General features: G+C 35.9%; 10 protein-coding genes. 8 read left to right on the top strand and 2 right to left on the bottom strand.

Features of this window, described 5'->3' with window-relative positions; translation table 11 throughout:
• Positions 1-3 precede the first annotated feature (3 nt).
• The 8 genes from ppsA (at position 4) to RBH91_RS11050 (ending at position 11,636) form a co-directional block, all read left to right on the top strand.
• On the top strand, positions 4-2,610 hold the full coding sequence (gene ppsA / locus RBH91_RS11085; RefSeq protein WP_307894580.1) for a phosphoenolpyruvate synthase: 2,607 nt from the start codon (positions 4-6) through the stop codon (positions 2,608-2,610).
• Positions 2,611-3,136: 526 nt separating this feature from the next.
• Positions 3,137-4,270 carry an MFS transporter gene (locus tag RBH91_RS11080; RefSeq protein ID WP_307894578.1) on the top strand — a complete coding sequence of 378 codons (1,134 nt, stop codon included), beginning with the start codon at positions 3,137-3,139 and terminating at the stop codon, positions 4,268-4,270.
• 20 nt (positions 4,271-4,290) lie between these two features.
• Positions 4,291-4,848 carry a TetR/AcrR family transcriptional regulator gene (locus RBH91_RS11075; RefSeq protein WP_307894576.1) on the top strand — a complete coding sequence of 186 codons (558 nt, stop codon included), beginning with the start codon at positions 4,291-4,293 and terminating at the stop codon, positions 4,846-4,848.
• 354 nt (positions 4,849-5,202) lie between these two features.
• Complete coding sequence (locus tag RBH91_RS11070) at positions 5,203-6,345, top strand: tyrosine-type recombinase/integrase (protein ID WP_229147423.1); 1,143 nt, start codon at positions 5,203-5,205, stop codon at positions 6,343-6,345.
• Entirely contained in the window at positions 6,338-6,682 is a 345-nt protein-coding gene (locus tag RBH91_RS11065) for a helix-turn-helix domain-containing protein (protein WP_229147424.1), read from the top strand. The genes RBH91_RS11070 and RBH91_RS11065 overlap by 8 nt, the downstream gene beginning before the upstream one ends.
• Positions 6,683-6,694: 12 nt before the next feature.
• A complete protein-coding gene (locus RBH91_RS11060; protein WP_307894575.1) occupies positions 6,695-7,972 on the top strand; it encodes a hypothetical protein in 1,278 nt (425 codons plus the stop codon).
• A 27-nt stretch (positions 7,973-7,999) separates the two neighbouring features.
• A complete protein-coding gene (locus tag RBH91_RS11055) occupies positions 8,000-9,883 on the top strand; it encodes an ATP-dependent nuclease (RefSeq protein ID WP_229147427.1) in 1,884 nt (627 codons plus the stop codon).
• On the top strand, positions 9,873-11,636 hold the full coding sequence (locus RBH91_RS11050) for an ATP-dependent helicase (protein WP_307894572.1): 1,764 nt from the start codon (positions 9,873-9,875) through the stop codon (positions 11,634-11,636). The genes RBH91_RS11055 and RBH91_RS11050 overlap by 11 nt, the downstream gene beginning before the upstream one ends.
• Positions 11,637-12,482: 846 nt before the next feature.
• Here the strand turns inward: RBH91_RS11050 and RBH91_RS11045 are convergent.
• Together RBH91_RS11045 and RBH91_RS11040 are read right to left on the bottom strand one after the other, a co-directional pair.
• Complete coding sequence (locus RBH91_RS11045; RefSeq protein WP_307894571.1) at positions 12,483-12,989, bottom strand: GNAT family N-acetyltransferase; 507 nt, start codon at positions 12,987-12,989, stop codon at positions 12,483-12,485.
• Positions 12,990-13,011: 22 nt separating this feature from the next.
• Positions 13,012-13,269, bottom strand: coding sequence for a YnfE family protein (locus RBH91_RS11040; protein WP_076760970.1), 258 nt, complete (start codon positions 13,267-13,269; stop codon positions 13,012-13,014).
• Positions 13,270-13,376: the final 107 nt, after the last annotated feature.

Raw genomic sequence — 13,376 nt, 5'->3', positions numbered from 1 at the left:
TGAATGAGTTCTTTGGTTCTCGGATTTCACGAAATGGAAAAAACACAGCTTTTGCTCGTTGGGGGAAAAGGGTTAAATTTAGGGGAATTATCAAAAATTCAAGGAATACAAGTACCAGAAGGATTTTGTGTCACAACAGTAGGATATCAAAAAGCCATCGAACAAAACGAAACGTTCCAAGCGTTGTTGGATCAACTGACCATGCTAAAAGTAGAAGATCGAGATCAAATTGGTGAAATTAGCAGGAAGATTCGACAAATCATTATGGAAGCAGAAATTCCTTCCGATGTTGTGAAAGCAGTTGCGCACTATCTCTCCCAGTTTGGCGATGAACATGCTTATGCCGTGCGTTCTAGTGCGACTGCTGAAGATTTACCACATGCCTCTTTTGCTGGTCAACAAGACACCTATTTAAATATCATCGGAAAAGAAGCAATCTTGCAGCATATCAGCAAATGTTGGGCTTCCCTATTTACGGATCGCGCGGTCATCTACCGTATGCAAAATGGATTTGACCACAATCAAGTTTATTTAGCCGTCATCGTTCAAAGGATGGTTTTCCCGCAGGCTTCAGGGATTTTATTTACCGCAGATCCGATGACTTCCAACCGAAAGCTGCTATCAATCGATGCCAGTTTTGGACTTGGAGAAGCGCTGGTCTCTGGCTTGGTATCTGCCGATTGTTATCAAGTACAGGAAGGGGAAATCGTCGATAAGAGGATAGCAACCAAAAAATTGGCGATCTATGGACGAAAAGAAGGCGGAACAGAGACAAAGCAGATCGGTCCTGATCAGCAACAGACGCAAACATTGACTGACCAACAAATTTTACAACTGGCGCGTATCGGAAGACAGATCGAAGCTTATTTCGGCCAGCCGCAAGATATCGAATGGTGTTTGGCCCACGATACATTTTATATTGTCCAGAGTCGGCCAATCACTACTCTTTTCCCGATCCCTAAAGCGAGCGATCAAGAAAATCACGTCTATATCTCTGTTGGTCATCAACAAATGATGACGGATCCCATAAAACCACTGGGATTGTCTTTTTTTCTGTTGACGACTTCTGCACCCATGCGTAAAGCTGGTGGAAGGTTATTTGTTGATGTCACACATAATCTGGCATCACCTGACAGCAGAGAATTTTTATTAAATGGCATGGGACAACACGATCCGCTCTTAAAAGACGCACTTATGACCATAATAGAGCGAGATTTTATAAAATTATTACCAAATAATGATCAAAAAGAACAGAATCCAGGTAAAAGCAATAAATCTCCGAGTTCTCAAGCACAAATCGAAAACGATCCGACCATCGTTTCTGATTTGATGAAGCGCAGTCAAACATCGATAGAAGAGTTACGACAAAACATCCAAACGAAATCAGGATCGGATTTATTTGATTTTATCCTGGAAGATCTCCAGCAATTAAAGAAGATTTTATTTGACCCGCAAAGTTCAAGTGTGATTATTGCAGCTATGGATGCTTCAACATGGATCAATGAAAACATGAACAAGTGGTTAGGTGAAAAAAATACAGCAGATACGCTTTCTCAATCTGTACCAAACAATATTACTTCGGAAATGGGTCTGGCGCTATTGGATGTCGCAGATGTGATTCGTCCTTATCCGGAAATCATTGATTATTTACAACATGTGAAAGATGATAACTTTTTGGATGAGCTGACTCAGTTTGATGGCGGACAGGAAACACAAGACGCTATCTATGCTTATCTTGACAAATACGGAATGCGCTGTGCCGGAGAAATCGATATAACTAGAACTCGTTGGAGTGAAAAACCCATTACACTTGTCCCGTTGATTCTGGGCAACATCAAAAACTTTGCTCCTAATGCCAGCAAACGTAAATTCGAGCAAGGACGGCAGGAAGCTTTGAAAAAAGAACAAGCGTTATTAGATCGCTTGAAGCAATTGCCGAACGGTGAACAAAAAGCCAAAGAAACAAAACGAATGATCGACTTCATCCGGAATTTCAGCGGTTTTAGGGAATATCCCAAATACGGCATGGTGAATCGTTACTTCGTTTATAAGCAAGCTATACTAAAGGAAGCCGAACAACTCGTACAAGCGGGCATTATTCCTGAAAAAGAAGATATATACTACCTCACTTTTGAAGAACTTCACGAAGTTGTACGCACAAAAAAACTAGATTACAAGATCATCAGCAAACGAAAAGACGAGTACAAATTTTATGAAAAACTTACTCCCCCGCGCGTTATCACGTCAGATGGTGAAATCATTGCAGGAAAATACAAACGAGAGAACCTCCCGGCCGAAGCGATTGCAGGTCTTCCTGTTTCTTCCGGAGTGATAGAAGGACGGGCGCGTGTCATATTAAAACTGGAAGAGGCTGATCTAGAAGATGGAGATATATTAGTCACCTCCTTTACCGACCCTAGCTGGACGCCATTGTTTGTATCCATAAAAGGCCTGGTCACCGAAGTTGGCGGACTGATGACCCATGGAGCAGTTATCGCACGCGAATATGGCTTACCGGCAGTTGTCGGAGTGGAGAATGCTACCCAACTGATAAAAGATGGGCAACGAATTCGCGTGCATGGAACAGAAGGGTATATCGAAATATTGTAATTGCTTGTCTATTGCACATAAAGGAAAACGAGAGCCTGAGCAACACTAAAGTACGTTGAAATCATCAATAGCCTTATTCAACAAACGAAAGACGATAGTCAACGAACATCATGCAGTTGGTAACATTAAAAAGGAATTCACACTAGCAGAGACAATTGAAAAGAATGAGTTATTTGAAAGTTGAGCAGCTGAAAAACCACAAAATACAATGATATTGAATCATAATTCAAGCGCGGATATCAATTCAGAATCGATAAAAAAAGAGTCAAAGCGGGCTTCCCATTTTGTCTCTTTTTTTCGTATAGAAAACAAGCTTTGAATTATTTAACTTCAATCTGTCAACAGTCAGTTTAACCAAGTGCTATTTTTTAATTTCCGCTTCATATTAGCTTAAATTCTTATAAAATTGTGTTTACAAACTGACCGGTGTCAGTTAAAGTGAATGCGTGAGAAGAAAATAAAAACATCGAGAGGTAGCCAAATGGAATTGAATGTAGAAAAAATACATACTGCAAAAATGTGGTGATTGTCATTTGTTTTTGTGACGTTCTCAAATGCTTTCTTGTTTATGGTATTTGAAATGTTATTGCCGACTTTGCCTTTGTTTGTAACTGCTATTGGAGGAGGGGCAAAACAAGTCGGGCTTGTTACAGGTATTTTTATGATCTCTGCAATTGCTGTTCGTCCTTTTGCAGGGGCATTGGCTTTACGGTTCAATAAAAAATATTTGCTCATTTTTGGAATTGTAATCAGCGCTTTCTCAACAGGCGCATATTACCTGGCGTCTGATGTCAGCGTTTTATTACTCATTCGATTAATACATGGTGCCGGGTTTGGATTGGCGACTACCTATTTTGCGACAATTGCAGCCGAAATTGTTCCTAAAGAGCGCAGGGGTGAAGGAATTGGATATTTTGGAGTAGGTGAGACAATTGCTGTTTCCGTTGGACCTATGATCGGTATCGCGGCTCTGGAGCTTTATGATTTTCAAAGGCTTTTTTTAGGCGGAATGTCCGTTCTTTTGCTGGCGGCACTTATGGCTGTTTTCGTGCGCAGACAGCCGGAAACAGCAGGCACTGGCGGAAAGGGAACTGTAAAGTTGAAAGTATTGGAAAAACGTGTACTGTTTCCTTCAATTCTTATTTTATTCGTTGGTATTGCTGCATCTGGAATTATGTCTTTTTTTTCGCTCTATGCAATTGAAAAGGGGTTTCATAGTGTCGGAATGTTTTTCTTTTTGATTGCAGGAGCCAGTTTTTTTATACGGCTTATTTCTGGCAGGGTATTTGACCGATACGGAGTGGCTGCCATCCTTATTCCTGCCTCGTTATTTTCAATAGCAGGACTGTCAATATTATATTTCGCACAAACAAGTGCAATGTTTTTTACAGCGGCTATATGCTACGGGTTTGGGTTCGGTTCAATATTTCCCGCCATCCAAACATGGTGTATAAATCTTGTGGAAGAGCATGAACATGAGGATGCAATGGGAACATTCTTTAACTTCTTCGACATGGGGATTGGCGGAGGCTCGTTGTTATTAGGTTTGGTTGCGACGGTTTATTCCTATCGGGAGATCTATATTACTGCCATTTTCATGTACCTGCTGTTTGTTTTATTATATATTTTATATATCTGCTTGCAGAGAAAAACAGCCTGAAAATGGGGGAGGACAGTATATTGACCAGAGAGAATATAAAACGTACAGCGGTTCGCCAATTTAATGAATTGGGCTTTGAAGGAGTCAAAATGTCGCATATTGCAAAAGAATTGGGAATCAGAAAACAATCTCTCGCTTATCATTTTTCATCAAAAAAAGAGTTGCTGATGGAAATATACCCCGAGATTGTAGAAGAGGAAATTTCATTTATCAATGAATTTTTCGATTCTCGAAAACATATGCCTGCTAAGAATCAAATATATGACTTTTTAAAAGAAACCCAGGTCCGTTTTCATGCATTGCCAAATGTAGCTTTTTTGCAGGCGATGTCCTTTAAGGCGCCTGCTGAAGTAAGTGATTTTATTTCAGCCCAATATCTTTTATATCTGCATACTTTAAAAGAACGGATTGCGCTTGTTTTTAAGGAATCGGGTATGAACTGTCCACCTGAGAAGTGTACGATAGGCTTTATTACTCTTTTTGACGGGCTTAACATTCAACTGGTTTACGAAAATAAACAATCATTTGAACGGTCGTTAGAACTATCATTTGATATTTTTTGGTGCGGACTGTTATAGGTTTATCTGACTTAATTTAGAGAGCTGGAATTCAAGGTTGAAAGTCAGACAGATTAAAATTAAAAAATGCTTTGGGATTTCACAACATAAGACATAAGGGGCTGCCGGAATCATATAGGTTGACAAGGTGTGTAACGACACAATTATATGTACTTGATGTATGATTGACAGAATTATATGTACATGGGGTGCTAAGAGCACTCCTTTTTTCTTGCTCTTTTTCTGCTGGAAGGGGCTCATGTCATTTTATCGACATAAGTCTTTTTTTGTCGGAAAGAAACAGCATTCAATTGCATAATCAAACTTTTGATTGTATAATCCAATTAAAAGTTTGATTATGGAGGAAAAGCTATTATGAGTAAAAGTAGCTCGTTTAAACTTATTAGTTCTACTTCTAGCCGACCTCAAAATTCAGAGAATAAAAATATAATAGACTATTCAGAGGTGATAGGAGACCATAAAAGAATTATTGAACATTACTTAATTTCAAAGAAGCTCAGAAACCACTCTCCAACAACGATTAAAGGTTCGTTAAGTGTACTTAGAAGGTTCTTTGATATAGTCGGAAAACCTTGCTGGGAAATAACAATTACGGATGTAAATGACTATCATAGTGGCTTAATTGATGCTGGTCTTTCTCACTCTACAAGAAGAGGTTATCTTAATAACATTACTAATTTCTACAACTTCTTTATCGATCATCCAGAGATTCCACAAAATTCTCTTGAACTACAAGCTGGAAAACCACTTGAAAGAGCTGACATTAAGTATAATGTTAAACTCATACATCCTGTAGACAAGTGGTTTGTTCAAAAACATGTAACCGATGATATAGCAGTGAAAACTTCAATTCCCTCCAAAGATAACATGCGTAATTTTTTTAAAACTTTACGAAATAGTGCATCCAATTCTGTCAAACCTCTTGTTATTAATAGAGATTATGCAATGTTTCGATTGATGTACCACACTGGACTTCGATTAAGCGAACTAATGATGCTTGATATTAAAGACATTAGTTTTGAAAGAGGAACTATACATGTTCGCTACGGAAAGGGCTCTAACGGTTCTGGCAAAAGAGAGAGGTGGGTACCGGGTTCTTTATATAGTCTTGAAAGTGTTCTTTCGATTTATTTAAAACAAGTAAGACCCCATTTCTTAAATGCAGAAAAAGAGAAAGCTCTCTTTTTATCCGAACATGGAAAACGCATTAGTACGACTACCATCAAAAATAGACTTATTGAAGCTCTACAAAAATGTGAACAAGAAAAAGTATTTATCCCTCACTTTACTTGTCATGATTTTAGAAGAGCATTTGCAACACATTTTTACGAGGAAAATCCGACTAAGATAGAAGCCATTAGGCACATACTTGGACACTCGCTTCTAGGAACTACACAACGTTATTTAAAACCAAGCAAAGAATTTCTGAAAGAACAGCTTGATGAAGTTACTAATGGGAATTTCAATAAAATAATAGGAGATATCAACAATGATTAAATGGCACCTAAGACAAGTCATGGCAGAGAAAGGTATATGGACAGGTCAAGAGCTTTTGAATGCTCTAGAAAAAAAAGCAGGAATAATAATTTCACATACTGCAGCCATGCAGTTAATAAAGCAAAAACCTAAAGCTATACGCTTTCAAACGCTAGATGCTTTATGCGAAGCATTAGACTGTAATCCTTGGGATTTAATTGAATACAAACCAAATCAACAAAGCAAACAAGATGAACAAGTTGCAGGAGGAAGTTCTGGTGCTATCAGACCTTATGCTAGAAAGTCAAAAACAGATGAAACATCCAAAAATAATCTATATCCAGAAGAGGATTTTTAGGAGGAGAAATGGATGAGTAAGTGCTTAAATTGCATTATTTGTGGAAAAAGTTTAAAACGCTATGGTAGACTTTGCAGAACCTGCGAAACAGACAAACTAATGATAAAGAAATACAGCCTTTTCAAAGAAAGGTTCGCAGCCTCTACAAATCCACAACATTCTTTCCTGTATAAGTTCATGTTATACCTAGATTCAGTTTATGGTTACCAAAAGCGTGAAATAGCGACTAGAATACAATCGATTCAAAGTTGTTTGAAAGATGAAGAAAATCCGCTAAAACTAAAAAATACCTGGAAATTAAGCGACCTCGTGGAACTTGATATTTATAGACAGCCTTTATCCGCAGCCAAGAGAACAGCAATATACCACCTTATAGAATTCTTAAAAGAAGAGTTTCAATTAAAAGACGAGTGGAACGAGACTCTAATTTTAAAAACAGTTGAAGAAATCCCTGCAAAATTTAAAAACATCACACGCGATTACTTATACTTCTTAAAAGAGAAAAGGAAATTAAAATATTGGACAAGATATCAAATATGTTTTAACTTAAAGTATTTTTTTGTATTTATTCATGAAATAGATGTTTCAAGCCTTATCCAAATTCAACGAACCCATACTATTGAATATTTAACTTACCTCAAACAGAAAAATTCGCAAAAAACCGTTTATACACGCTCCCGAGAATTAGATTCTTTTTTTAAGTGGGCATACGACAATAAAAAAGTATTCTTCAACCCTATGAATAACTTAAATATAAATTACTTCCACCAGACATCTGAGGCATTAACGACTGAAGATCAAAAGAAATTGATTTCACAGTGGTTACATCCTGATTGCGACCCCTTAGAAGCTTCTATTGGTTTATTAGCATTAGTTTATGCATGTTCACCTTTAGAAATCTCCAGAATAAAATTAGAAGATTTAAGTTCAAACCAAATTAATTTTTCCAATCGTTCTATTCAAATTGAAATTCCTGTTAAAATCACTACAGTTCTAAACCGATACTTAGAATGGAGAGAATACTCTATTAAAGGGGCCAACTGTGATTATCTATTTGTAACAAGGCGCTCATACAAATTAAATAAACCCGTTAGCTCTGCATTTATTTTAAGCAAACTTCATTCCTATAACATCAGCACTAGAGCACTTAGAGCAACTAGATTAATTAATATCGCTCAAACAGGAAATGTCAAAATTCTTGAAGGGTTAGGGCTATCTTATGAAGGAACAAGACCTTACCTAAAATTTGCATCACACAAAATAATGATAAATGACGAGATCAATAATTGATTAAATATATTTAATTGGAGGATAATCATGTATATATCTAAAGTTCACATTGAAAATTTCAGGAATTTCAGCGATTTTACAGTCGATTTAAACAAAGGTCTTTCCATAATAATAGGGGAGAATAATGTTGGAAAATCAAATTTTTTAGAGTGCATAAATCTGATTTTTAATCGGAATTACTCATTATCAAAAAGGATACTTCAGCAAGAGGATTTTTGGAGTGGCTTAATTATTGAGAAGAGATGGCCAGAAATAAAAATAGAAGTTATCTTACAAGGAATTGAGTCAGAAAACGAACTTAGTGTAACAAGTAAATGGTTAACAAGGAACCCAGGTGAAGCAAAACTCACTTATAAATATAGACCAAAAGCAAATATCTCAGAAAATCCACCTCAACAAGCTAAATCGGTTAATCAACTTAGACTCCCCTTGGAAGAATACGAATGGGTTATTTACGGTGGTGAGATAGAAACTGCAGATGCTTTTGATTTTAATATGCTATCTAAATTTGGAATTGAATATGTTGGGGCTCTTAGAGATGCCACACTGGAATTAAAAAAATCTTCCGGTCAGTTACAACAAATATTGAAGAAATCTGACATCTCCGAAAAAGAAGCATCGCAAATCTCTAAAAAATTAGAAGATCTCAATGAAGTAATTATTAAGGGCAAAGGAATTCAAAAAATACAAAAAAGTATCAATAATTACCTAGAAAGATTGACCGGCACTACTAGACAAGAAATTAAAATATTGATGGGGGAAAATGATTATAATTCACTACTTAAAGACTTAAAAGTACTAATAGGATCAATTGGAGAAAATCCACACTCGGTTAATATTAATGGATTAGGCTATAATAATTTGTTATACATAAGTTTACTTCTAACTAAATTCTCTAATATAAAAGAATTAAACAAAAGTTACGACTATCAATTTCCTATATTAATTGTAGAAGAACCAGAAGCTCATCTCCATACACATTTACAAAAATTTTTATCTAAGTATTTTTTTGAACAAGAGGTTGTTGGTCAGGTATTTATGACCACACACTCTACCCATGTAAGTTCACATGCGGACTTAGACAGTTTAGTCGTATTTTATAAATCTTCTGGACGTAATTTATCCAAGCGTGTAGGTACACTATTTGATACAAATATCAAAAAGGAAAAAGAATACAAACTGCACTTGAAACGTTGGTTAGATGCTACTAAATCTGATATTTTCTTCGGTAAAAAGGTTTTATTAGTCGAAGGAATTGCAGAAAGATTGTTAATACCAAAGTTTTTCTCTATGATTTATAGTGAAAAGGCTGATAATTTAGAGTGGGAGAATACACTAGAGAGTGAAGGTATCTCTGTTATATCTGTAGACGGCGTGACCTTTCGTCCTTTTTTGCAATTATTTAATACTAACGGTCTTAATATGAAATGCGCTGTCTTAACAGATAGTGATCCTGAGGCAGTCCCATTAACAAATGATAAAGGCGAGGAAGTTAAGGATAAGGACGGAAAAACGATTAAAATAAGTGTTTATCCTTCAAGTGAAAAAGAAAGAACATTATGTTCTAGAACGGAAAAATTAAAAGAGGACTTTACGGAAAACAAAAATGTATATATTTCTTACAACCTTAAAACATTTGAGTATGATTTAATTTTGGAAGATAATAAACAATTTTTTCTTGATTTGATTGAACAATATCAAATAGGGACAAGTGAAGAACGTGCTCAAATAACAAATTTAAACCTTAAAGAATTTGCTAAAGTTGCTTATGATATTATCTCCAAAGAGAAGGGGCAATTTGCTCAGTATATTCTTGATGAATTAAATAATGGAAAACACTTAAATATCCCTTCTTATATTGAGAGTGCATTTGAATTTCTCATGAAGGAGGACGAAACTGATGATAATTGATAACGATACCTACAGAAAAAAAATTGCACAAAGCGCTTTAGATACCTCCATAATTGTGCAAGCAGGACCCGGAAGTGGAAAAACAACGTTACTGGTCGAAAGATTAAAATATATAATTGAAAATCGTAGACACTCTCATAGTGGTATCGCATGCATCACTTATACAAATGTAGCAAAAGATGAGATTATCACAAGGCTACAAAAAGAAAATTATATACAACCAAAAGAGTTATTTATTGGCACCATACATTCTTTTTTGCATGAAAACTTAATAAAGCCCTACTCTCACTTAATCAATCGAACTAACCAACCTTTTAGAGTAACTACTAATGGTTTCGCAAGAGGCTTAAAAAACGAAATAGCGAGTATTTTAAATAGATCTCCATTTAAATTATCAGAAGGTGATTTCCGAAATTTTGAGAGTCTAGGTTATGATGAAAATGGAAAGCCGTGCTGCTATAGAAGTAGAGTATCTGCTCAAAATGCTTCGAAATGGAAAAGTATTTTGCATGAGAAAGGGTTAATTGACCAACAAGATGTCATTTATCTATCTTACAAAATTTTAAATGAATTTGAGCATATAAAGAAAGCGTTTAGCTCTCGCTTCCCAAATATGTTAATCGATGAATATCAAGATGTTACTTATTTTCAAGAGAAAATATTTGAATCATTAGAATCCACTTCATTTTTTTGTGTAGGTGATTATAATCAATCGATTTTTAGTTTTACTGGGGCAGAACCCAAAATATTCAATTCGAATAAGAACAATAAAAAATTCAAGAAATACGACTTATTAAATAATTTCCGCAGTACACGCAATATAGTTGAGTTTTCAAATTTAAAATCAGATCTTATTCAAAATGTTTTTAACACCTATACTTCAACAGATAAGGCAGTTGTCTTTTTTAAAGACATTAAGGATTTTGACGGAGCAATTCGTATGTTTCAACAGGAAAGGCTGAAAATTACAACTAATCAACAGTACAAGCCTTATTTAATACTTACTAGATATAACAAAAATTTAAAGGAAATTAAACAGATAGTCCAAGACAAAAATAATATAGAAGGGAATTCATTTTTAGAAAAATTAAAGAAAAATCATTATAGACGCTACTTAATCCTTAAGAATTTGTTGATAGCCATAGCTTATAAAAAAAGACATGACTTAAATAAAGCTATGGATCATATTTCGGAAAGTTTAAGCTACCTTATGTTTAATTCACATCCAGCATATGTAAGCTTATCTGAAATTAAGTATGATGCTTTTATGTGGAAAAAATTACATGTTTTTGTTTTGCATTTTTTAACTAATCCTGAGATAGAGAATTTAAATCCTAATAATTTATTTGAAACTCTAAAAACATTTTTACTCAACCAATCTATTGAAGTATTTAAATTGAGAATAGGAAGAAAGTTAAAAATGTTAGATTATGACTGGAATGGCCAGAAAAGAACGGTCTCAAAAATAAAAATTAGCGATTTAATAAATGATATTGTGAATGAACATGAACTTTCAAAGCATCAAGAAAACATTTATAGTATTCACTCAGCAAAAGGTATGGAAGCTGAATGTGTATTGGTAATAGCCGAAACAACAAAACAAATAAAAGAATGGCTGAACCATAATAATACGTCTGAAGAAGCAAGAGTAGGCTATGTAGCATTCACTCGAGCAAGAAAGCTACTATGTATATGGTCTCCAAACTTAAAAGAAACTGAATTTGAAAGATTTGATAATGTTCAGTTTATATAATAGGTTTAAGGTTTAGAGCTTTTTCTAAACCTTAAACAACAAAACAGCCCAAGTAATAGTGATTTTCAATACAACCAAAACTTAAACTTGGGCTTTTTTAGTTTACATAATATATATTCTCGGAAGTTGAAAAAGATTGCTGAAAAACAACGCCTCAAGATCACAACAGAATTTTCTTGTCTCAAAAATTAAAGTATACTTAGGTATTGAGACAAAATAAAAAAATATTAAGATTCCATTTAATCATCGTGTATTTTTGGCCACAGAATTTAATCCTGCTTTCTTTTATCTGGAACGACTTAATCTCAAGCGTTTTTCAAACTCTTTCCTTTCTCCGTCTTTCGCAGATTCACCAAGTCTACTGTGCAGTGTATATATCAGAGTGTCATACCAGCCTTGCTTCAAATCTCTAATGACTGCTCAGGCCTGCCAGATAATGAATAGCCGCATGCTAAGCAGAAAATAATTCCATTCATCTAAGGGCTTGTTTCATATATTTGTTTTCTTCTGTCAACTGTTCATTATATCGTCATCTCTTGTCTCTGACAGCATATCTAACGCCATACGCTTCATTTTTGCATCAGAGGATGACACTGGCTGCGATAATTTGCTGTAAAGCTCAGTTTCAAATGTAAAAATGGTTTCGGGAAAAACATTTTCAAATCTTCCTCAACAACCTGTGTCCATGCAGCAAAATGGCACTGAGGATCGCCTATTAGATAAAAAATTTCCTGTTCTGCCCAGACAAGTGCACAGTTAGAGTGCTCCAGATCATCAGCATACATGCGGCCTTTGTTATGGCCAGCAAGTATACAGTGCTGCCTCAATTGAAATCCCTTTCAACATTTATTGATGAACCGCATACACATCAATTTCTTTTCCCCACTTATAGATGTTCTTTTCCAGCGTCATGCCGATTCGTTCAGCGACTTTCCTGGAAGGCGTGTTATTTACGTCTATTAAAGAAATGAGCTTTGCATGCCGCAATTCTTCAAATCCGTAGCGTTTGCATGCCGCGGCTGCTTCGGTTGCATAGCCGTTGCCCCAGACGCGCCTTTTAAACAAATAGCCGATTTCCATTTCACTTGATCCTTCTACTTCCTGGGGAATGATTCCGCATTGGCCTAAAAACTCGCCTGTTTGTTTATCTTCTGCAACCCAAAGGCCGACTTCGTGCTTTTCATAGTTTTCTAAAGTCCAGTCGATCCATGCGAATGTCTGTTGTTTATCTTTTGTTGACGGGTAGTATTCCATTGCTTTCGGGTCTGAAAAGATCTCCAGCAAGTTTTCGGCATCACCGCGCGTCATTTTTCGCAGAATGAGCCGTTCCGTACTCAAAATGATTTGTTTCATATTTCTCCTCTCCTGAGGAAGCTTATCGCGAGGTTAGTTCATGATAAACCGTTTCTAATTCCTCCATTGTTATATCTCCGTATGCACATTTAATCACGGCGTCCGCAAACTCATCGTAGTCATCATCAGTAGAAAAGCCTTGCTGCAGCTTTTGGGCGTATGATTTGATTGTTTCTTTTTGCTTCTGAATGTCGCGCTGTTTCCCCGGGTAGTCAGGGCCATTGATCATATCGCTGTTTTCTTTGACCAGCATCATATACTGTTTCACAATTCCATCCATGTATTCACCCCCCTTTTCAATACATTTCAAAAATCTTCCTCTCTCTGTCATTATAGTATATCATGAAAACGGACACCAATCTTGGTGTCCGTCAAAATGACAGAGAA

Source organism: Bacillus swezeyi (assembly GCF_030908325.1).
Lineage (GTDB): Bacteria > Bacillota > Bacilli > Bacillales > Bacillaceae > Bacillus > Bacillus swezeyi.
Note: the sequence above shows the minus strand (reverse complement) of the source record. Positions and strands in the feature narration are given on the sequence as shown.

Bases quoted from the DNA above. Each gene is read 5' to 3' on its own strand.
- ppsA (WP_307894580.1), top strand. From the start codon at position 4: ATGAGTTCTTTGGTTCTCGGATTTCACGAAATGGAAAAAACACAGCTT.
- RBH91_RS11070 (WP_229147423.1), top strand. From the start codon at position 5,203: ATGAGTAAAAGTAGCTCGTTTAAACTTATTAGTTCTACTTCTAGCCGA.
- RBH91_RS11065 (WP_229147424.1), top strand. From the start codon at position 6,338: ATGATTAAATGGCACCTAAGACAAGTCATGGCAGAGAAAGGTATATGG.
- RBH91_RS11060 (WP_307894575.1), top strand. From the start codon at position 6,695: ATGAGTAAGTGCTTAAATTGCATTATTTGTGGAAAAAGTTTAAAACGC.
- RBH91_RS11055 (WP_229147427.1), top strand. From the start codon at position 8,000: ATGTATATATCTAAAGTTCACATTGAAAATTTCAGGAATTTCAGCGAT.
- RBH91_RS11050 (WP_307894572.1), top strand. From the start codon at position 9,873: ATGATAATTGATAACGATACCTACAGAAAAAAAATTGCACAAAGCGCT.
- RBH91_RS11045 (WP_307894571.1), bottom strand. From the start codon at position 12,989: ATGAAACAAATCATTTTGAGTACGGAACGGCTCATTCTGCGAAAAATG.
- RBH91_RS11040 (WP_076760970.1), bottom strand. From the start codon at position 13,269: ATGGATGGAATTGTGAAACAGTATATGATGCTGGTCAAAGAAAACAGC.